The organism is Ottowia sp. oral taxon 894, from assembly GCF_001262075.1.
GTDB lineage: Bacteria > Pseudomonadota > Gammaproteobacteria > Burkholderiales > Burkholderiaceae_C > Ottowia > Ottowia massiliensis.
Genome location: NZ_CP012073.1, coordinates 694789 through 714153, shown reverse-complemented (window position 1 = coordinate 714153; position 19365 = coordinate 694789). Strand labels below are relative to the sequence as shown.

Sequence of the window (19365 nt, the reverse complement as noted above, 5' to 3'; positions counted from 1 at the left end):
ATTCACGCATGACCTTGTCTGCCACCCGCCCCGCAACCCCTGCCCAGGCGGCCCGCTTGGGCCAGCAAGCCTGGCTGGTTTTTGAGGATGAGGCCGTTGCCCTTTTTACGGGCGAACCCGCTCGTTTGCAATGGTGCTCTCCGCTTTTCACGGATTGGCTGGCGCTCTCCCGGAAAGACAGGCGCCAAACGTTGAATGACGTGCTAGCACAGCTGCATGGCGCTCCGGTCGACAGCGAGCAAGCGCTGGCGGCAGGTGGCTGGCAAGGCACGGTGGCGCTGCTGCTCCCGACTGAACATCAGGGTGAAAAAGGCTGCGCTGCTGTCTTGCCTTCCTCCTCGCCGCGCTGGCTGGCCAGCTTGCGTCCGTTGCCATCACATGCTGGCGGGGCTGCGCTGCGCCTGACAAAACTGACATCTGAAACGGCGGACTTATCAGTTGTGGAAAGCAGCGATAGCGCCACACGCCGTCATTTAGAAGATCGCGAACGCCTGCTTTTCACTTCACGCAACGTGGCTGTAGGCGAAATGGCCACTACCTTGGCGCACGAGTTGAACCAACCTCTGGGTGCTGTCACCAACGTGCTGCGCGGCCTCAAGGCGCGCATGGCAGCTGTCGCAGTTCAACCGTCTAACGCTGCCTTGCTGTCGATGCTGGAGCAGGGCGTGCAGCTGGCGTTGGATCAAATGCAATACGCCTCCAGCATCATCAGCCGCGTGCGCGAATTCACCCAATCGCGCCAACCCCGGAACGAGCCTGTAAATCTGCACACCCTACTGGATGGAAGCCTGACTCTGCTGGATTGGGAACTCAAGCGCTACGCCATCGAACTGCGCATTCAGCTGCACCATCAAAATGCACAGGTGCAGGGTGATGGCGTCATGCTTCAGCAGGTGCTCGTCAACCTGCTGCGCAACGCCATTGATGCCATGCAGGAAACCCCTGCGGGTCAGCGCCGACTGCAAATCAGCAGCCGTATGGATGAAAGCGCTGGCAATGTGGAAATTGCCATCGCTGATACTGGCTGCGGTATGGGCGATGAAGCAGCTGCTCGTCTGTTCATGCCTTTTGCTTCCACCAAGCCCACAGGGCTGGGCATTGGCCTGAACATTTGCCGCAGCTTGATTGAGTTGCATCATGGCCGCCTATGGTTCAGCCGCAACGTTGAAGGCGGTTGCACTTTTCACGTTGCATTGCCCCTCAGTCGCACGGAAGATGAAGCGTCTGCACCGACCGCACTTTAGGAAGGTCTCTGATGTCTTCGCTTGTCTTTCCCACGCAGGCCGCCCCATATGCCATAGGCCGCACTATCTACGTGCTTGATGACTGCGCCGATTTTTGTGCGACGGCCAAATGGTGGCTCATCGGCTTGGGCTATCACGTACATGACTTCCAGGATGCAGAACCGGCTTTGCAAGCCCTTGCTTCGCTTGATGCTCCTGCGCGCGAACGGGCCTGCCTCCTGCTTGACGTTCGCATGCCCGTCATGAGTGGCCTGCAAGTGCACGACATCCTTATCGAACGCCAGATATCCGGTCCCTTGGCGCGGCCTTCCTTGCCCGTCATTTACATGACAGGCCACGGTGACGTTCCCCTGGCCGTGCAGGCCATGGAAAAAGGTGCCGTCACTTTTTTGGAAAAACCCTTCCAGGAAAACGCACTGGAAGTCGCTCTCGCGCGCGCCTTTAACCGCACCTCTTTGTCTCCTGCGGCTTCTGCTTCTGTGTCAGCTCCAGAACCTGCGCCTTGTCCGGAATTCGAGCGCCGCCTGGCATCGCTCACTCCGCGCGAGGCGGAAGTCATGCAAAACGTTCTGGAAGGCCAGACCAGCAAGCTTATTGCCCGCAAGCTGAATGTCAGCATCAAAACCATTGAGCAGCACCGCTCCCACATCATGAGCAAGATGCAAGCTACTTCCGTAGTTCATCTCACGCGCATGGTGCTGGCACGTCGCGCTCTCTGAAGCTCTATCAGGAGCCGATATACACAAACCCTGTTAGGGCTTGTCATCAATCATCAAGAGCCGAGCCTGAAGCCTGCGGGCGAGAGCCCAGAAGAGGGGCCATGACCAGAAGATACGCGTTGCGCGACGATCAGTGGGAGCGCATCAAGGATTGGCTGCCCGGCCGTGCCGGCCAGCCAGGAGCACAGGACAACCGCTTGTTTGTCGATGCCGTGCCGCTACCGGGCCGGTATCCCCTGGCGCGATCTGCCGGCACGTTTCGCAGACTTCCGGGTGGTGCACCTGAGCCACAGTCGCTGGAGCCATAGCGGTGTATGGCAACGGGTCTTCGAAGCCCTGGCGCAGCAGGCCGGCAACGAGTACACGATGATCGGCGCGGCCATCGTGCGAGTGCACCAGCACGGTGCTGTGGCAGAAAGGGAGGCACCGCAAGTCATCGGACGCAGCTGCGGCGGGCTGAGCGCCAAATGCCAAGGCAGGCGCACGGCCTCGAAGGAGCCGACGTGCTCTTGGCTCAAACAGCGGCCGAAACCGTGATCGCCGACAAGGGCTATGACGCCCAAGCTCTAGTGCTCGAGCTGCTGCCGGCCCAAGGCAAAGGCGTTGTCATTGCCTCATGCGGCTGCAAGAAGGCGACTCGGGACTACGACCTGCATCTTTACCAAGCACGCCATCTGATCGAAAACTTCTTTGCCAAGCTCAAACAGTGCCGGGCCATCGCCACGCGTTATGACAAGACGGCTCGCAACTTCCTGGGCGCCATCCGTATAGCTCGCCTGATTGATGACACGACCTATCAAAAACGCTTTTCGTGCAATAATCACTCTTTCCTTTACGGCCCACCAGTTTGCCGCAGGACAGCAGTCTGCTGAGGCTGCGGGCTGATCAGGAATGGCCCGCCTTTGCCTATTTGACCAACCAACCGGCTCTCAACTGGCCTGCCGTTCTCGTCAATACACATGATGGCCCGGCAGATTGGGCTGGTTCGTGATGCGCCCTTTTCAAAAAAGCGGGGCGCTCCGCTTTCAGAATGAACTTTGAAGATCTGAAACTGGCGCCGGCCATTGTGCAGGCCGTGCAAGAACAGGGCTACACCGCCCCTACTCCCATTCAGGAACAAGCCATTCCCGCCGTGCTGGCGGGGCACGATTTGCTCGCTGGCGCGCAAACCGGCACGGGCAAAACCGCAGGCTTTACGCTGCCCATGCTGCATCGCCTGTCCGAATCGGCCACCGCGCCAGCCAAAGGCGCGCCCCGGCCCATCCGCGCCCTGGTGCTGGCCCCCACGCGGGAGCTGGCCGCGCAGGTTGAGGAATCCGTGCGCGCTTACGGCAAGCATCTCAAGCTCAAATCCGCCGTCATTTTTGGCGGCGTGGGCATGAACCCGCAGATCGAGCGCATCAAAAAAGGCATCGACATTCTCGTGGCCACGCCGGGCCGCCTGCTGGATCTGGCGGGGCAAGGGCATGTCGATTTGTCCGCCGTTGAAATTCTGGTGCTGGACGAAGCCGACCGCATGCTGGACATGGGCTTCATTCACGACGTGAAAAAAGTCCTGGCCCTGCTGCCCGAGCAAAAACAGAGCTTGCTGTTTTCCGCCACCTTCAGCGATGACATCCGCGCCCTGGCGGCCAGCCTGCTCAAAAACCCGCTCAGCATCCAGGTCACCCCGCCCAACACCACGGTTGAACGCATCCGCCAGGTCATCTACCCTGTGGGCCGCGCGCGCAAAAAAGAAGTGCTGGCCCACCTCATCAGCCAAAACAACTGGAGCCAGGTGCTGGTATTCACCCGCACCAAATACGGTGCCAACCACGTGGCCGAATACCTGACGAAACACGGCATCAAGGCCATGGCCCTGCACGGCAACAAGAGTCAAAGCGCGCGCACCCAGGCGCTGGCCGATTTCAAAAGCGGCGAACTGCGCGCCCTGGTCGCCACCGACATTGCCGCGCGCGGCATTGATATTGACGAGCTGCCGCACGTCGTCAATTACGAAATCCCCAACGTGCCCGAAGACTACGTGCACCGCATAGGCCGCACGGGCCGCGCAGGCGCCAGCGGCGAAGCCGCCAGCCTGGTGTGCATGGACGAAGAAGGCTTCATGCACGAAATCGAGAAATTCACCCGCCAGCAGATTCCGGTGCAAATTCTTGAAGGCTTCGGCCCTGAAGAAGGCGAAAAAGCCGAACCCATTGCCATGGGCCGCCAAACCCTCTGGGGCGGCCTGGGCAAGCCCCCCGGCCGCGAAGTCATGCAAGCCGCCGCCCGCGCTGCGCGGCAAGAAATGATGCAGCGCATCCGTGACAACAAGGCCGCCCTGGCCCAGCGCAAATCTGCGGCCAAGCCGGCCCAATCCTTCGCTGCCAAAGCAGCCGAAGACGCCAGCCCAGCCGAGGGCGCGGAAAACTCCGGCGAACAGGCCGCAGCGCCAGCAGCCGCAGGCAAGCCTGCGCCTGGCAAAAGCCGCAACCGCTACCGCAATCGCAACCGCCGCAGCGGCGAAAGCCGCAGCGCCCAGCCGCGCCCCAAGGCGGATCGCCCCGCGCGCGACAGCGACGATGACGACGACCGCCTGCCGCGCCACATCAACCCCCTTCAGACCAATCTGCACGGCCGCCGCAACAACAATGGCCCCAGCCACGGTGCGCCCGGCCAGCCCGACCCCATGCGCACCAGTATCGACATGATGAGCCGTGGCAAAAAGCGCCGTGACGGCGGCGACGGCTTCAAGGGCTACCGCTGATAACGGTCCAGGCTGTGTACTGAGAAACTGCTCAAAATCTGTCCTTGGGTGCGAAAGAGTGGAATCGGGCAATCTGCGGCGCTGTAAATCTTCACCGGGCTGCAAGGCCAGTCTGTAGTTAGCTGCCTTGCCACCTATTTCGATTCGTTTCTCATTACTCACAGCCAAACATGCTCAGCGCCCAATTGATCAGACTTCCCTTTTAGCCGCCATCGGTAAAGATGATCTTCAGACACTCAAAGCGCAAGAACAGCCTCACCAGCAAAGCACTGGCTCTTACCCGGTCCTGAATGCCTACAGAAGGCGCCACCACGGCCAGCAGCAGTTCCATCATGCTACGTCTGTGTGGCGCTTGTGCCCCAAGATTTTTTTGCCTACGTCATATCCGCGCTGCCCCACCCTTTTGAGACGGTCTTGACCGATTGGGAGTCAATGATGACCGCGCTGGGTTTAGCCCGCCTGCCTTGGCGCGCACCCGCTGGCGCAACAGAGCCAGCAGCACATCCCACACGCCGCGCTGGCGCCAGCAGCGGGCAAAGGTGTTGTAGACCTGTTTCTAGGGCGGGTAGTCCTTGGGCAGAGCAAGTCACTGGCAACCTGTGGCTTGCACATGGAAGATGGCGTTGATTATGTCTCGGGCGCTGTGCGCCCGGGGTCTGCTTGCGCGTTTACCTGTCGGAAAGCGCTTTTGCACTCCACTGTTCATCGGTCATGTCACTTGGATACATGACGATAGTTTGCTGCAAATTCTCTCTTTGAGGAAAGCCAAAAGTTGTTGGACAAGGCTCTCCAATGCAGTCAATGCGCTGCAGCTACAGTGCAAAACGCATCGTACAGCCCCAATTCACTGCGTGGCACTGTTTTCTTGCAAGCGCTCTTCCTCTCCAAACCAATTACTATTTTTTTGATAGTAATGAAGGAGTGTGTTTCATCGCCAGAGATAGCGATTTGCCCATCTGACGCCTGCTGCTCACATGCCACAATCGCCTGCCATGTTTCTAACAATTCCCACCCTGCTGACTTGGGCGCGCATTTTTCTCATACCGCTCATCGTAGGTGTGTTTTATCTGCCGCTGCCGGAAGCTGTGTGCAACCTGCTGGCCACGGGTTTGTTCATGCTGTGCGCCTTCACCGACTGGCTGGACGGCTTTTTGGCCCGCAGGCTGGGGCAGACCTCGGCTTTTGGCGCTTTTCTCGATCCGGTCGCGGATAAATTCCTCGTATGCGCCTGCGTGTTAGTGCTGGTGCATTTGCAGCGCGCCGACATTTTCATTGCGCTCATCATCGTGGGCCGTGAAATTGCCATTTCCGCCTTGCGCGAGTGGATGGCGCAAATTGGCGCGAGCAAAAGCGTGGCTGTGCATATGGCAGGCAAGCTGAAAACGGCCGCGCAAATGGCCGCCATTGCGCTGCTGCTGTATGACGGCGCGCTCTGGAGCTTGAACGCCCGCTGGTGGGGCACACTGCTGCTATGGGCGGCAGCGGTGCTGACCATCTGGTCCATGGCCTACTACCTGCAACGCTCCGTGCCCGAAATCCGCAAGCGCGCGTTGCAAAACAGCCAACACAAGAACACATAAATATACATTCTGAAGCGAATAATTGAAGTTGCGTCATGCGGCCTGAAGCCTGCGTCTAGAATCAGTTTGACTGTCTGCCAGCCCCGCCACAGGGCCAGTGCAAGGGCAGGAAAACGCGATGGCGCGGCCCCTTTGCGGCCCCGCGCACCCACCAAACAAACCATGCCATCTGACCCAGAGGTCGTCCGTGAACAAGACAGAACTGATTGAGCACATCTCGCAGCATGCAGACATCTCCAAGGCCGCAGCCACCCGCGCCCTGGAAGCCACGGTAGATGCCGTGCGCGCCACCTTGCGCAAGGGCGGCACGGTTTCGATCGTGGGCTTTGGCACTTTCGCCGTGAGCAAGCGCGCCGCGCGCACGGGGCGTAACCCAAGAACCGGCTCCGCCATCAAGATCAAGCCGGCCCGCGTGCCCAAATTCCGTCCGGGCAAGGCGCTCAAGGACGCGCTCAATTAACGCGCGAAAAAAACGCGCACATTTCAGGCAGAATACGCCGTTTCCTTCCTGCAAGCGGGGGTGCTTAGCTCAGTTGGTAGAGCGGCGCCCTTACAAGGCGTAGGTCGGGGGTTCGAACCCCTCAGCACCCACCACCCGCATTCACACAAAGGCGAACACCCCCGTTCGCCTTTTTTGTTTCAGATCCAGCTCCAGGAATTTCCGGCCATGTTCGACTTTTTCAGGCATCACATGAAATTTTTCATGTGGCTGCTGTTCATCCTGATCATTCCTTCGTTCGTGCTGTTCGGCATTGAAGGCTACACGCGCTTCAATGAAAACGCGCGGGTGGTGGCCACGGTCGATGGGCACAACATCACCCAGCAGCAATGGGACCAGGCGCATCACCAGCAGGTGGACCGCATCACTTCAGCCAACCCCAGCGTAGATGTCAGCCTGCTGGACACGCCGCAGATGCGCCGCATCACGCTGGAGCAGATGCTGCGCGAGCGCGTCATGGCCGTGGCTGCGCAGAAAATGCGCCTGGTCACCACAGACAAGCGCTTAGCCAGGCAGCTTCGTGAAGACCCCTTCATCGCTTCCCTGCGCTCAGCGGATGGCCAGCTTGACATGGCCCGCTACCGTGAGGTGCTCGCGCGCCAGGGCATGACGCCAGAAATGTTCGAAAACAGCGTGCGCGCCGACCTTTCCGCCCGCCAGGTGCTGGCGGGCGTGACGCAAAGCGGCTTCGCGCTGCCCGCGCAGGTTGCTCCCGTGATGGATGCCTTCCTGGAGCAGCGCCAGGTGCAGATTCTCAGCCTGCCCGCTTCCGGTTATGCCAAGCAGTTTCAGCCCACGGACGCCGAGTTGCAGGCCTTCTACGACAGCCACCTGAGCGACTACCAGGCGCCCGAAGCGGTGGACATCGAATTCGTGGTGCTGGACGCAGACGCCATGAAAAAGCAGGCCAGCATCAGCGATGACGACCTGAAAGCCTATTACGACAACAACCAGGCCACACTGGGTTCGCCTGAAGAGCGCCGCGCCAGCCACATCCTTGTCGCCGCCGACAAGAGCGCGCCTGCCGCCGAGCGCGAAAAAGCCAAGGCCGAAGCCGAAAAGCTGCTGGATGAAGTGCGCAAGAACCCCGCCGCCTTCGCTGAAGTGGCCAAGCGCGCCTCGCAAGACGATGCCAGCGCCGCCCATGGAGGCGACCTGGGCTTCTTCCGCAAAGACAGGGGCATAGAACCCGCGATTGCCGAAGCCGCCTTCGCGCTGGCCCACAAAGGCGATATCAGCGGCGTGGTGGAAAGCGACTATGGCTACCACATCGTTCATCTCACCGATCTCAAACCCGCCGACGTGCCAGCCTTCGACAAGGTGAAAGACCAGCTCAAGGAGCAGCTGCTCGCCGAGCAGGCACAGAAACTGGCCGCCGAGCATGGCGAAGCCTTCCGCAACGACGTGTACGAGCAGCCCGACAGCCTGCAACCCGTGGCCGACAAGCTCAAACTGAACATCCAGACGGCCACCAACGTCACCCGCACCGTGCAGCCAGACGCCATCGTCAAGCCCCTGGCCAATGCCAAATTCCTCTCCGCCCTCTTCGCGCCTGATTCGCTGGAGCGCAAGAACAACACCGAAGCCATCGAATTCGCTCCTGGCCAGCTTGTGGCAGGCCGCGTCGTCAAGCACACGCCCGCCCATCCACGCCCGTTTGACGAAGTGAAAACCGCCGTGCGCGAGCGCCTGATTGCCGAACGCGCCGCTGAAGCCGCCCGCAAGGAAGGCACGGAAAAACTTGCCGGCTGGAAAGCCAAGCCCGAAGAAGCCAAGGGCCTGCCCGCCGCCATCACCCTCTCGCGCGAAGAAACGCACGATCTGCCCGCCGCCGTGGTTGAAGGCGTGCTGCGCGCTGATGCCAGCGCCTTGCCCGCCTTCATCGGCGTCGATCTGGGCGAGCAGGGCTACACCCTGGCGCGCATTGAAAAAATCGTGCCCCGCTCGGAAACCAAGACTGAAGTTGCCCAGCAGATGCGCCAGCAATACGACATAGCCTGGGGAGCGGCGGAAGCGCTGGCCTATTACGAGCTGCTCAAGCAGCGCTTCAAGGCCCGCATCCTGGTGGAAGAATCCAAGACCGCTGCGTCAGAAGAAGCCGGGCGTTGAAACCCCCGCTATAATTTGCCGTTTTACGTGGTGGCTGTAGCTCAGTTGGTAGAGTCCCAGATTGTGATTCTGGTCGTCGTGGGTTCGAGTCCCATCAGCCACCCCAGCCTTTCATGAAAACGCCGCCTTCGGGCGGCGTTTTTTTTGTCCAGGCCTAGGGCCTGTTGAAAATTGCCGCGACTGAATCACAGCCAAAGCCAGATAAACCGCAGCCTTGAAGCTGGCGTCGATCGGGTCTTTGCGAGATCACGATTGGCACGCCTTGCGCTTGTAATGGCTCTATCTGCCATTGGACACCAAACGTTTTGTCCGCCAGCAGCGCCCCAAACTTTTGGTTCCGGATCAGTTCTTGGGCACCTTTGCTGTCATGCCGCTGGCCTGGCATCAGCACGAACTTGAGCAGATTGCTGGCGCATCGCACAAGGCCCGTATCCTGGTTCTCACGCCCCCCGAGTGAGTGGCCTATGGCCTGGCTTTGAGTCCCGCGCCCGGGCCGTGACGGTGCACTTTCACGATCGTGGCGTCGGCCATGGCGCATTCCATATCCGGCTGGCCGCTGACCGCATCAAAGCGTTCTTGCCAGATACCGGCCTTGACCCCGTCGCGAAAGCGCTTGAAGACGGTGTTGCATTTGCCAAATTCTTCGAGCCAATCGCGCCAGGGGCTGTCTGTGCGCACGATCCACGGCACGGCCTCTGCAAACCAAGCGCCTGTTCGCGCCTCTTGGCCCTGCATCGCCAGGCTTGCCCAGGCAGTGCGGGGCCATCAGTGCCCACTGCTTGTCGCTCGATACTCATCTTTCCATGGCGGAATTGCTGCACAAGAGGAAGATTCTCAACAGGCCCTAGCGTCTGGCCACGGTCTGTCCATGCAATGAGTCCGGCACGGGCAAGACGCTGCCAACGAATGCGCAAGACTGAATGCCAGAGGACGAAAGCGCAAAGCCATTTTTGCTCTTTTATCCATAGCAATAGGTCCTAGTGGAAAATGCGCTGAATGGCATTTTTGCCGCTTCAATTAGCTCCTGTTTTTGATGCAGCCTGGCCCGTGAGGCATGCCAGGTTTGTGGCGCGGGCGGGCAGGAACCCGCCGCTTCATCCATTCCGCAAGCCAGTTGCGGACGGAGGCTCCCGGCCCCGGAGCCTTGGCGCAGGCTGGCTTTGCGGCTCCTTTCCTGAAGCGGTTTCCACGCGCCTTCGCGCCCTGGTCCAACGAAGGGGCTGAAACATAATTGCCGCCATGAGTGCGAACGCAACAGAAGAAATGCCCGTGAGGCCCATCAGGCGCATGCGAGGGCCGTGGAAACCCGCGCCTGCGCTGCAAGCCTCGGCCTGGCTGCATCTGCTGGGGCTGGGGGCCGTGGCGGCCCTGCCGCAGAGCTGGCCCGCCTGGCTGGGCGTGCTGCTGGCCAACCATGCGGCGCTGGCAGGCGTGGGGCTGTGGCCGCGCAGCCAGGGGCTGGGGCCGAACCTCACACGCTTGCCGTCGCAGGCCGCCGCGCGCGGCGAAGTGGCACTGACGTTTGACGACGGCCCCCATCCGGAAGTCACGCCCCGCGTGCTGGATTTGCTGGACGAAGCGCGCATGCGCGCCACTTTCTTTTGCGTGGGCGAGCGCGTGCGCCGCCATGCCGCCCTGGCGCGCGAGATGACGCGGCGCGGCCATGTCATTGAAAACCACACCGAAACGCACCCGCATGCTTTTTCCGTTTACGGCTGGCGGCGCATGTCGCGCCAGGTGGCGCAGGCGCAGGCCAGTATCGGCTCGGTGACGGGGCGTGCGCCGCAGTTCTTCCGCGCCGTGGCGGGGCTGCGCAATCCGCTGCTGGACCCCATCTTGCACCGGCAGGGCCTGTTGCTGGCTTCATGGACGCGCCGTGGCTACGACACGCGCTGCGCCGACGCTGGCGTGGTCACGGCGCGCCTGACGCGCGGTTTGGCTGCGGGCGACCTGCTGCTGCTGCATGACGGCAACTCCGCCCTTGCGCCCGACGGGCGGCCCGTGGTGCTGGCCGTGCTGCCGCGCCTGTTGCAGGCCCTGCGCGGCCAGCGCCTGCGCAGCGTGCCGCTGAACGAGGCTTTCAAGGGCGGCGAAGCCGTCTGCCCGCTGGACAAGGTGGCGGCATGAGCGGTCTGCATGATGCTTTCACGCCAGACGAGCGCGCCTTGCAGCGCGCGCTGGTGGATGCGGCCAGCCAGCGTTTTCGCGCAGGCGGGCGCTTTGCCTGGCATTTCGCACGCGGCAAGCTGGGCGGCGATCCCATGTTTCTGGCCTTGCTGCGCATGGGCGCGCTGCCGCCGCAGGCGCAAGACTTTCTGGATCTGGGCTGCGGCCAGGCCGTGCTGGCCGCGTGGCTGCTGGCCGCGCGCGACCGTTTTGAATCCGGCGCGTGGCCCGCAGGCTGGCCCGAGCCGCCGCGCGTGCGCCGCCTGCGCGCGCTGGAGCTGATGCCCGCCGACGTGGCGCGCGGGCAGGCCGCCTTCCGCGCATCAGGCGACGAGGAGCGCGTGAGCGTGGAGCAGGCCGATATCTGCCAGGCCGCTTTCGGCGAGGCCGCCGTGGACGTGGTGACCATTCTTGACGTGCTGCATTACATGCCCTTGCAGCAGCAAGACGATGTGCTGCGCCGCGCGCGCGCCGCCTTGCGCCCCGGCGGCACGCTGGCGCTGCGCGTGGGCGACGCGGCAGGCGGCCTGCGCTTCAAGCTCAGCTTGTGGGCCGACCAGCTGGTGACGCTGGCGCGCGGCCACGGCCTGGCGCGCCTGCACGCGCGGCCCCTGGACGAATGGGCGGCAGCGCTGCGCGCGCTCGGCCTTGCGGTGCAAACCGCGCCTACGCCGGGCGGGCTGCCTTTTGCCAACACCTTTCTTATCGCCCGCGCGCCAGCTTCTCCAGCATGACGCAAGCCCTTTCTCCCATTAAGCCGCTGGCCGTGAGCGCCATGACGGCCACCACCGCCCTGGGTGCGGGCTGCCAGCCGCTGCTGGCCGCCTTGCGGGCCGGGCGCAGCGGCCTGAAGCCGTGCGACTTTGAAACCGCCCGCCTGCCCACCTGGATAGGCGAAGCGCCGGGCATCGACAGCGCCACGCTGCCTGCCGCGCTGGCCGCCTACGACTGCCGCAACCAGCGCCTGGCCTGGCTGGGCCTGCAAGCCGATGGCTTTTTGCAAGCGGCGCGCGCGGCCATCGCCCGCTACGGCGCGGATCGCGTGGCGCTGGCGCTGGGCACCAGCACCTCCGGCATTCTTTCCACCGAGCTGGCCTACCGCGAGCGCGGGGCCGATGGCGCGCTGCCCGCCTGGTTCGACTACCGCGCCACGCACAACACGGGGTCGCTCACGGCCTTCGTGCGCGAGGCGCTGGGCCTGCGCGGCCCGGCACTCACCCTTTCCACGGCCTGCTCTTCTTCGGCCAAGGTGTTCGCCGCCGCCCAGCGGATGATGGCCGCCGGGCTGGCGGATGCGGCCATTGTGGGCGGCGTGGATTCCATGTGCCTGACCACGCTGTACGGCTTTGCCTCCTTGCAGCTGACGGCGCCCGAACCCTGCCGCCCGTGCGACGCGCAGCGGCAGGGCCTGTCCATCGGCGAGGCGGCGGCCTTCGCGCTGCTGGAGCGGCCCGGCGCGGCCAGCGGCGATGCGGATGGCGCGGGCGGCGTCATGCTCGCCGGCTGGGGCGAATCCAGCGATGCGCACCACATGTCATCGCCCCACCCCGAAGGCGCGGGCGCGCGCGCAGCCATGCGACAGGCGCTGGAGCGCGCGGGACTGCGGCCCGCCGACATCGGCTATATCAACCTGCACGGCACCGCCACGCAGGCCAACGACGCCGCCGAGGCCGCCGCCATCAGCGCGCTGTTCGGTCCCGGCCACGCGGGCAGCGGCGTGCCGTGCAGCTCCACCAAGGGCATGACGGGCCACACGCTGGGCGCGGCCGGCGCGGTGGAAGCCGTGATCTGCGCGCTGGCCCTGCGCCACGGCCTGCTGCCTGCCAGCGTGGGCACGCGCCAGCCTGATGCAGCGCTGGCGCTGAACGTGGTGATGCAGCCCGCGCCCGCGCCCGGGCTGCGCCACGCGCTATCCAACTCCTTCGGCTTTGGCGGCAGTAATGCCAGCCTGGTTTTTTCTCTTTCACGCCCTGACGGGGAGGCCGCATGCTGAATGCGTGGATTGAAGGCATCGGCCTGCTCGGCCCCGGTCTGGACGGCTGGCCGCAGGCGCTGGCCGTGCTGCGCGGCGAAGCGGGCTGGGCCAATGCGCCCGCCGCTCTGCCCGCGCCCGAGCTGCTGCCCGCCGCCGAGCGCCGCCGCGCCAGCCGCATCGTCAAGGCCACGCTGGCGGCGGGCCTGCAAGCCTGCCGCCAGGCCGGACGCGACCCCGCCAGCCTGCCCGGCGTGTTCGCCAGCTCCGGCGGCGACGGCCACAACTGCCACGCCATCTGCGAGCTGCTGGCGGGCGAAGACCGGCAGGTCTCGCCCACGCGCTTTCACAACTCGGTGCACAACGCTGCCGCTGGCTACTGGTCGATCGCCACCGGCGCCACGCCCGCTTCGCAAACGCTCAGCGCCCACGACGCCAGCTTTGCCGCCGGCCTGCTGGAAGCCATGGCGCAAGTGGCCACCGGCGGCCAGCCCGTACTGCTGCTGGCCAGCGACAGCGACCACCCCGAACCGCTGCGCGCCTGCCGCCCCGTGCCCGACGCCAGCGCGCTGGCGCTGGTGCTGGCCCCTGCGCCTGGCCCGTGCGCGCTGGCCCGCCTCAGCCTGCCCTGCCGGGGCGCGCTGGCCGAGGGCGTTGCCGACACCGTGCAATCCGTCACAGCCCGCACCGATGCCGCGCTGGCCGCCCGCCTGCAAGCCTTATCCAGCATGGCCGCCGCCCTGCCGCCCTGGCTGGGCCTGCCGCTGCTGGCGGCGCTGGCCGCGCCCGCTGCGGCAGGCCGCACCCGGCCCCACGTCCAACCCCAAGCCCAGCCCGTGGCGCTGACCTACCTGCCGCCGCAAGTGCTGCGCGTTGAGATCACGCCGCTGGCTGCCAGCCCCGCCGCGCCATGAACACTGACAGCACCGGCCGCTTTTTCAACGCCGCCGCAGGCCAGGGCCACGGCTGGATCGCCGCCCGCGTGCCCCACCAGGGCCGCATGTGCCTCTTGGACAGCGTGCTTCAAGCCAGCGAAAACGGCCTGCTGTGCGCCGCCGGCAGCCACCGCGACCCCGGCAACCCCTTGCGCCAGCAAGGCCGCCTGGGCGCAGCCTGCGGCATTGAATACGCCGGGCAGGCCATGGCCCTGCACGGCGCGCTGCTGGCCGAAGCCCAAGGCCATGCCGCGCCCGCTGGCGGCATGCTGGTGAGCGTGCGCGCCGTCACCTTCCACGCCGCGCGGCTGGACGGCGTGGCCGCCCGCCTGCTCGTGAGCGTGCTTTCTGACGCCGTCAGCGGCCCCACGCGCCTGTACCGCTTTACCCTCCATGCCGAAAACATTCACGCCGGGAACATTCAGGCCGAAAGCGGCCCGCTCCTGCTGCAAGGCCGCGCCGTGGTGCAGCTGACGCCGCCGTGCGCCCCCAGCGTTCCCTGACACCTCCATGACCGCCGCCCGCACTCCCGCCGCCGTTTCATCCACACCCCGCCGCGCCCTCGTCACCGGCGCCAGCGGCGCCATCGGCAGCGCCATCGCCCGCGCCCTGGCCGCACAGGGCCTGCACGTGCTGGCCCACGCCAACACGCGCCTGGACGCCGCCGAGGCGCTGGCCGCCAGCATCCGCGCCGCAGGCGGCAGCGCCGAAGCCCTGGCTTTTGACGTAACCGACGCCGCCGCCAGCGCCGCCGCGCTGCAACAGGCGCTGGCGAGCGGCCCCATTCAAGTGCTCATCAGCAACGCAGGCGCGCATGACGACGCTGTTTTTGCCGGCATGAGCGCCGCGCAGTGGCAGCGCGTGATCGACGTGAACCTCAACGGTTTTTTCAATGTGGCCCAGCCCCTCATGCTGCCCATGCTGCGCGCGCGCTGGGGCCGCATCATCGCCATCACCTCCGTGGCCGGACAGGCCGGCAACCGCGGCCAGACCAACTACGCCGCCGCCAAAGGCGCGCTGCACGCCGCCGTGAAAACCCTTGCCCTCGAATGCGCCAGCCGGGGCGTCACCGTCAATGCCGTTGCCCCCGGCATCATCGCCAGCGACATGTCCGCCCGTGCCTTTGACGAAGACGCCATCCGCCGCCTCGTGCCCATGCAGCGCGCGGGCCAGCCGCAGGAAGTGGCCGACCTCGTCGCCTTCCTCGCCAGCGACCGCGCCGCCTACATCAGCGGCCAGACCATCGGCATCAATGGCGCGCTGTATCAGTAGGGGCCTGTCCGTGGATGCAAAAGAAAAGCGCGGACTCGGGCGGTCTGCGGCGTTGCAAATTCGCCGGGCCGCAAGGCCTGTCTGCGGTTTGCGTCTTGCAGCCTGTCCCGATCTGCCGCCCTCACGGCCAGGCTCTGAACAGGCGCCAAGCCCGCCAGCGCACGCGTTCCGTTCACGAGCCAGCCTCTATTTCGCTCTTTAATTCATAGCGTAACGTCTTGGTGAAACGAGCGCGAAGCGGTATTTGAAGCCCTTCAATTTGCTCCTGTTTTTGATATATCCAGACAGGCCCAGCCCGCAGGCGTGCCGCACAAGCCGCTTTCGTTTAGGGCCTGTTGAGAATCTTCCTGTTGTGCAGCAATTCCGCCATGAAAAGATGAGTATTGAGCGACAAGCAGTGGGCACTGATGGTCCCGCACTGCCTGGCAAGCCTGGCAATGCGGGGTCAAGAGGCACGAATAAGCGCTTTTTTGCAGAGGCCGCGCTGTGAATCGTGCGCACAGGCAGCCCCTGGCGCGATTGGCTCGAAGAATTTGACAAATGCAACACCGTCTTCAAGCACTTTCGCGACGGGGTCAAGGCCGGCACATCTGGCAAAAACGCCTTGATGCGGTCAGTAGCCAGCCAAATATGGAATGCGCCATGGCCGACGCCACGATCGTGAAAGTGCACCGTCACGGCTCGGGCGCGGGACTCGAAGCCAGGCCATAGGCCACTCACTCGGGGGGCGTGAGCGCCAGGATACGGGCCTTGTGCGATGCGCCGGCAATCTGCTCAAGTCCGCTCTGATGACGGGCCAGCGGCACGCCAGCAAAGGGGGCCAGGAACTGATCCGGAACTGGCTTTGGCTGTGATTCAGTCTCGGTCACTCGGTCATTAGCAGGCCCTAGTCAAACGTGTACGGTCCGGAGCAAGGCGCGAACCGCTGCGAGCCTGCTCTCTCTGCGTGGCTTCTCCGCGTGCGTGGCTTCTCCGCGTGCCTGTTTGCTGCTGGCCTCAGAACCTGAGCTTGGCTGTGAAGGCAAAAGCTCAGGAGTCGGGATGGGTTGCAAGGCCCAAGAGCGCCCGAGACCAGGCCCCGTCCGCGCTTTCCGCCCCCACGGACAGACTTTGGACAAGTTCTCATGCGCCAGCGCGGCATGCCGGCTCCAAGTGCAGCGCTCGTAAACTGCCAAGCTGCGCGCGCGCTCTGGCCTTTCTGCCCTGCTTTTTCTCCGCCTTCTCCCCCGTCTTTTCGTCATGCCTTCCGCCACGTTTCCGGCCCAGTGCCATCAGCCCATCGGGGTGTTTGACAGCGGCGTGGGCGGCCTTTCGGTTTTGCGCGCCTTGCGCGCGCAGCTGCCGCATGAGCACTTCATTTATGTGGCCGACAGCGCTTACGCCCCGTATGGCGAAAAAGGCAGCGCCTTCGTGGCCGCGCGCTGCCTGGCCATTGCGCGCGAGCTGGTGGAAGACCACGGCGCCAAGGCGCTGGTGATTGCGTGCAACACGGCCACGGCGGCGGGCGCTGATGCACTGCGGGCGCGCTGGCCGCAGTGGCCCATCGTGGGCATTGAACCGGCGCTCAAACCGGCGGCGGCGCGCACGCGCACGCAGTGCGTGGGGGTGCTGGCCACGCGCGGCACGCTGCAAAGCGCGCGCTTTGCGCGCCTGCTGGCCGCGCAGCCGCCGCAAGTGCGCTTTGTTTTGCAGCCGTGCGACGGGCTGGCCGATGCCATCGAGCAAGAAGCCATCCTGCCTGATGGCGGGCTGCATGCAGGCCGCACGGATGCGCTGATCGCCCGCTACCTGGCCGCGCTGGGGCCGCTGGGGCCGCAGCCCGGCGCGATCGACACGCTGGTGCTGGGCTGCACGCATTACCCGCTGGCCGAGGCCGCCTGGCGGCGGCACGCGGGCCTGAAGGCAAAGGCGGATGAAGGCGAGAGCGAAAACGAAAGCGCGGATGCCGTGGTGCTGCTGGAGCCAGGCCCGCCCGTGGCCCGCCACGCGCGCCGCCTGCTGGCAGCGGCCGGCTTGCTCAACCCCGGCCCGGCCCCCGGCGCGGTGCGGCTGCTGGCCACGGGCAGCGCGGCGGCCTTGCTGGCGGCGGCGCGGCGGCTGAATCTGGCGGCGGCTGAATCAGCGCCGGGCACGGCTTGAGGCGCAGCATGGCCATTGCCCAGTCATTCATTCAGGAGCTGCTGGCCCGCGCCGACGTGGTGGAGGTGGTGGGCCGCTACGTGCAGCTGAAAAAAAGCGGCGCCAATTTCATGGGCCTGTGCCCGTTTCACGCCGAGAAAACGCCCTCTTTCAGCGTCAGCCCCGCCAAACAGTTCTATCACTGCTTCAGCTGCGGCAAGCATGGCGACGCCATCAACTTTCTGATGGAGCACACCGGCGCGAGCTTTACCGAGGCCGTGCACGACTTGGCCCAGCAGTGCGGCCTGTCCGTGCCCGAAGACACGCGCAGCCCGCAAGAAAAAGCGCGCGACGCGCAGCAAAGCCAGCGCCGCGCCACGCTCTCGCAAGTGCTGGCGCGCGCCAGCCAGGCCTACCGCCAGCGCTTGAAAGACGCGCCGCGCGCCATCGGCTACCTGAAAAAACGCGGCCTCACCGGCCAGATTGCCAGCCGTTTTGCCCTGGGCTACGCGCCCGAAGGCTGGCGCACGCTGGCGGGCGTTTTTCCTGACTACGCCGATCCGCTGCTGGTGGAAAGCGGCCTGGTCATCGCCGGTGAGGGCGAAGGCGGGCCAGAGCGCCGGTATGACCGCTTTCGCGACCGCATCATGTTCCCCATCCGCTCTGTCAAAGGCGAAGTCATCGGCTTTGGCGCGCGCGTGCTGGGCAACGAAAAGCCCAAATACCTCAACTCGCCCGAAACCCCCGTCTTTCACAAAGGCAGCGAGCTGTATGGCCTGTATGAAGCGCGCGCCGCCCTGCGCGAAAAAGGCTACGCGCTGGTGGTGGAAGGCTATATGGACGTGGTGGCGCTGGCCCAGCTGGGCTTTGCCAATGCCGTGGCCACGCTGGGCACCGCCTGCACGCCGCAGCACGTGCAAAAGCTCTTTCGCTTCACCGCCAGCGTGGTCTTCAGTTTTGACGGCGACGCCGCCGGCCAGCGCGCGGCCAGCAAGGCGCTGCAAGCGGCCTTGCCCTACGCCAGCGACACGCGCAGCGTGAAATTTCTCTTTCTGCCCGGCGGGCACGACCCCGACAGCTTCATCCGCACCGAAGGCGCCCAGGCCTTTGCCGCCGCCGTGGCCGCCGCCGAGCCGCTCTCGCGCTTTTTGCTGCAAACCGCCGCCCAGGACTGCGACATGGACAGCGCCGAAGGGCGCGCCCGCTTTGCCGCCCAGGCCCGCCCCTTGTGGCAGCAACTGCCCGCCGGGGCGCTGGCGCAGCAAATCCTGGCCGATATCGCCCAGCAAACGCACATCGACGCGCGCGAGCTGGCCCAGCTTTGGGGCCAGAGCCGCAGCGCATCAGGCGCATCAGGCACACACGCCCGCAGCGCCCCATCGCCTGGGCCGGGCCAGCGCCCCTGGCGCGGCAGCGCAGGCGGGCCGGATGAGCGCTGGCATGACCGCCGCCATGACCGCCGCCATGACGGCTGGCATGACGAAGGCTGGCCAAGCAGCGCCGCCCGCCTTCGCGCCGCCCCGGCCAGCCGCGCCAGCCGCGCCCTGCAAATCGTGCTCACCGACCCCGCCGCCTGGCCCGCCCTGGGCGAGCCAGACCAGCACCTGCTTTGCAGCCAGCCCGCCCCCCACGGCCCGCTTTTTGCCTGGCTCGACAGGCAATTTCACGAACACGGCCCCCAGCCCTGGGCCGCCCTGCGCCAGGCCCTGCGCGGCCACCCGCTGGAAGCGGCCGCCGTGCGCGAAGTGCAAACCCTGCTCGCGCTCGAAGGCATCGCCAGCGACCGCGACGACTTGCAAAGCGTGCTGCGCGGCGCGCGCGTGGAAGACATCAAACGCCGCATGGACGCCGCCCTGGCCGCTGGCGACACCAGCGCCTACCGCCAGCTCATGGCCGAACTGGGGCAGCTGCGCGGTGGGTGACAGCCCGCAATCCCATCCGGCCGCCACTTTGTGAACGGCCACTTTGAACAGGTTTTCAGAACTTTATGCTCTAGAACCAAGAG

At 64.9% G+C, this 19365-nt stretch carries 18 protein-coding genes, 2 tRNA genes and 1 pseudogene; 19 read left to right on the top strand and 2 right to left on the bottom strand.

The window, feature by feature from the left end; translation table 11 throughout:
- Positions 1 to 8 precede the first annotated feature (8 nt).
- The 5 genes and pseudogenes from ADJ79_RS03065 (at position 9) to ADJ79_RS03050 (ending at position 4709) form a co-directional block, all read left to right on the top strand.
- Positions 9 to 1244 (top strand): sensor histidine kinase, encoded by a 1236-nt coding sequence (locus ADJ79_RS03065; protein WP_050714734.1) that lies wholly within the window; start codon positions 9 to 11, stop codon positions 1242 to 1244.
- An 11-nt stretch (positions 1245 to 1255) separates the two neighbouring features.
- Positions 1256 to 1963, top strand: a complete 708-nt coding sequence (locus tag ADJ79_RS03060; protein WP_050714733.1) for a response regulator transcription factor — start codon at positions 1256 to 1258, stop codon at positions 1961 to 1963.
- Between the two features lie 207 nt (positions 1964 to 2170).
- Positions 2171 to 2239: pseudogene (locus ADJ79_RS15675) on the top strand (hypothetical protein); the annotation flags it as partial.
- 38 nt (positions 2240 to 2277) lie between these two features.
- Positions 2278 to 2835, top strand: a complete 558-nt coding sequence (locus ADJ79_RS12985) for a transposase (RefSeq protein ID WP_371256899.1) — start codon at positions 2278 to 2280, stop codon at positions 2833 to 2835.
- 158 nt (positions 2836 to 2993) lie between these two features.
- On the top strand, positions 2994 to 4709 hold the full coding sequence (locus ADJ79_RS03050; RefSeq protein WP_050714732.1) for a DEAD/DEAH box helicase: 1716 nt from the start codon (positions 2994 to 2996) through the stop codon (positions 4707 to 4709).
- Between the two features lie 202 nt (positions 4710 to 4911).
- Here the strand turns inward: ADJ79_RS03050 and ADJ79_RS15550 are convergent, their stop codons facing one another.
- Positions 4912 to 5040: a hypothetical protein gene (locus tag ADJ79_RS15550; RefSeq protein ID WP_256381505.1), complete on the bottom strand. Its 129-nt coding sequence runs from the start codon at positions 5038 to 5040 to the stop codon at positions 4912 to 4914.
- 661 nt (positions 5041 to 5701) lie between these two features.
- Between ADJ79_RS15550 and pgsA the strand changes: the two genes are divergently transcribed.
- From pgsA to ADJ79_RS13915, 6 genes are all read left to right on the top strand, one after another.
- Positions 5702 to 6289, top strand: a complete 588-nt coding sequence (gene pgsA / locus ADJ79_RS03045) for a CDP-diacylglycerol--glycerol-3-phosphate 3-phosphatidyltransferase (RefSeq protein ID WP_050716364.1) — start codon at positions 5702 to 5704, stop codon at positions 6287 to 6289.
- A 118-nt stretch (positions 6290 to 6407) separates the two neighbouring features.
- Positions 6408 to 6749: an HU family DNA-binding protein gene (locus tag ADJ79_RS03040; RefSeq protein ID WP_172674013.1), complete on the top strand. Its 342-nt coding sequence runs from the start codon at positions 6408 to 6410 to the stop codon at positions 6747 to 6749.
- A 58-nt stretch (positions 6750 to 6807) separates the two neighbouring features.
- A tRNA-Val gene (locus ADJ79_RS03035) sits at positions 6808 to 6883 on the top strand.
- A 73-nt stretch (positions 6884 to 6956) separates the two neighbouring features.
- On the top strand, positions 6957 to 8897 hold the full coding sequence (locus ADJ79_RS03030) for a SurA N-terminal domain-containing protein (protein ID WP_050716363.1): 1941 nt from the start codon (positions 6957 to 6959) through the stop codon (positions 8895 to 8897).
- Between the two features lie 30 nt (positions 8898 to 8927).
- Positions 8928 to 9003 (top strand) — tRNA-His (locus tag ADJ79_RS03025).
- Positions 9004 to 9186: 183 nt separating this feature from the next.
- Positions 9187 to 9354: a hypothetical protein gene (locus ADJ79_RS13915; protein WP_156303992.1), complete on the top strand. Its 168-nt coding sequence runs from the start codon at positions 9187 to 9189 to the stop codon at positions 9352 to 9354.
- Positions 9355 to 9359: 5 nt separating this feature from the next.
- Here ADJ79_RS13915 and ADJ79_RS03020 read toward each other — a convergent pair whose 3' ends face one another.
- Complete coding sequence (locus ADJ79_RS03020; protein ID WP_082202856.1) at positions 9360 to 9632, bottom strand: transposase; 273 nt, start codon at positions 9630 to 9632, stop codon at positions 9360 to 9362.
- A gap of 504 nt (positions 9633 to 10136) precedes the next feature.
- On the opposite strand from ADJ79_RS03020, the gene ADJ79_RS03015 reads away from it, so the two are divergent.
- From ADJ79_RS03015 to dnaG, 8 genes are all read left to right on the top strand, one after another.
- A complete protein-coding gene (locus tag ADJ79_RS03015; RefSeq protein ID WP_253273855.1) occupies positions 10137 to 11024 on the top strand; it encodes a polysaccharide deacetylase family protein in 888 nt (295 codons plus the stop codon).
- Positions 11021 to 11797, top strand: coding sequence for a class I SAM-dependent methyltransferase (locus tag ADJ79_RS03010; RefSeq protein ID WP_050714730.1), 777 nt, complete (start codon positions 11021 to 11023; stop codon positions 11795 to 11797). The genes ADJ79_RS03015 and ADJ79_RS03010 overlap by 4 nt, the downstream gene beginning before the upstream one ends.
- A gap of 17 nt (positions 11798 to 11814) precedes the next feature.
- Entirely contained in the window at positions 11815 to 13056 is a 1242-nt protein-coding gene (locus ADJ79_RS03005; RefSeq protein WP_371256943.1) for a beta-ketoacyl-[acyl-carrier-protein] synthase family protein, read from the top strand.
- On the top strand, positions 13050 to 13949 hold the full coding sequence (locus ADJ79_RS03000; protein ID WP_050714728.1) for a beta-ketoacyl synthase chain length factor: 900 nt from the start codon (positions 13050 to 13052) through the stop codon (positions 13947 to 13949). The genes ADJ79_RS03005 and ADJ79_RS03000 overlap by 7 nt, the downstream gene beginning before the upstream one ends.
- Positions 13946 to 14473, top strand: coding sequence for a hypothetical protein (locus ADJ79_RS02995; protein WP_050714727.1), 528 nt, complete (start codon positions 13946 to 13948; stop codon positions 14471 to 14473). The genes ADJ79_RS03000 and ADJ79_RS02995 overlap by 4 nt, the downstream gene beginning before the upstream one ends.
- A 7-nt stretch (positions 14474 to 14480) precedes the next feature.
- Positions 14481 to 15242 (top strand): 3-oxoacyl-ACP reductase FabG, encoded by a 762-nt coding sequence (fabG, locus tag ADJ79_RS02990; protein ID WP_050714726.1) that lies wholly within the window; start codon positions 14481 to 14483, stop codon positions 15240 to 15242.
- A gap of 1239 nt (positions 15243 to 16481) precedes the next feature.
- A complete protein-coding gene (murI, locus tag ADJ79_RS02985; protein WP_050714725.1) occupies positions 16482 to 17381 on the top strand; it encodes a glutamate racemase in 900 nt (299 codons plus the stop codon).
- A gap of 8 nt (positions 17382 to 17389) precedes the next feature.
- On the top strand, positions 17390 to 19282 hold the full coding sequence (gene dnaG / locus ADJ79_RS02980; protein WP_050714724.1) for a DNA primase: 1893 nt from the start codon (positions 17390 to 17392) through the stop codon (positions 19280 to 19282).
- Positions 19283 to 19365: the final 83 nt, after the last annotated feature.

Excerpts from the sequence above, each read along its gene's own strand:
- ADJ79_RS03065 (WP_050714734.1), top strand. The coding sequence starts at position 9 with ATGACCTTGTCTGCCACCCGCCCCGCAACCCCTGCCCAGGCGGCCCGC.
- ADJ79_RS03040 (WP_172674013.1), top strand. The coding sequence starts at position 6,408 with ATGGCGCGGCCCCTTTGCGGCCCCGCGCACCCACCAAACAAACCATGC.
- ADJ79_RS12985 (WP_371256899.1), top strand. The coding sequence starts at position 2,278 with ATGGCAACGGGTCTTCGAAGCCCTGGCGCAGCAGGCCGGCAACGAGTA.
- ADJ79_RS03050 (WP_050714732.1), top strand. The coding sequence starts at position 2,994 with ATGAACTTTGAAGATCTGAAACTGGCGCCGGCCATTGTGCAGGCCGTG.
- fabG (WP_050714726.1), top strand. The coding sequence starts at position 14,481 with ATGACCGCCGCCCGCACTCCCGCCGCCGTTTCATCCACACCCCGCCGC.
- ADJ79_RS03030 (WP_050716363.1), top strand. The coding sequence starts at position 6,957 with ATGTTCGACTTTTTCAGGCATCACATGAAATTTTTCATGTGGCTGCTG.
- ADJ79_RS03060 (WP_050714733.1), top strand. The coding sequence starts at position 1,256 with ATGTCTTCGCTTGTCTTTCCCACGCAGGCCGCCCCATATGCCATAGGC.
- ADJ79_RS15550 (WP_256381505.1), bottom strand. The coding sequence starts at position 5,040 with ATGGAACTGCTGCTGGCCGTGGTGGCGCCTTCTGTAGGCATTCAGGAC.
- ADJ79_RS02995 (WP_050714727.1), top strand. The coding sequence starts at position 13,946 with ATGAACACTGACAGCACCGGCCGCTTTTTCAACGCCGCCGCAGGCCAG.
- ADJ79_RS03020 (WP_082202856.1), bottom strand. The coding sequence starts at position 9,632 with ATGCAGGGCCAAGAGGCGCGAACAGGCGCTTGGTTTGCAGAGGCCGTG.
- ADJ79_RS03010 (WP_050714730.1), top strand. The coding sequence starts at position 11,021 with ATGAGCGGTCTGCATGATGCTTTCACGCCAGACGAGCGCGCCTTGCAG.
- dnaG (WP_050714724.1), top strand. The coding sequence starts at position 17,390 with ATGGCCATTGCCCAGTCATTCATTCAGGAGCTGCTGGCCCGCGCCGAC.
- murI (WP_050714725.1), top strand. The coding sequence starts at position 16,482 with ATGCCTTCCGCCACGTTTCCGGCCCAGTGCCATCAGCCCATCGGGGTG.
- pgsA (WP_050716364.1), top strand. The coding sequence starts at position 5,702 with ATGTTTCTAACAATTCCCACCCTGCTGACTTGGGCGCGCATTTTTCTC.
- ADJ79_RS03015 (WP_253273855.1), top strand. The coding sequence starts at position 10,137 with ATGAGTGCGAACGCAACAGAAGAAATGCCCGTGAGGCCCATCAGGCGC.
- ADJ79_RS03000 (WP_050714728.1), top strand. The coding sequence starts at position 13,050 with ATGCTGAATGCGTGGATTGAAGGCATCGGCCTGCTCGGCCCCGGTCTG.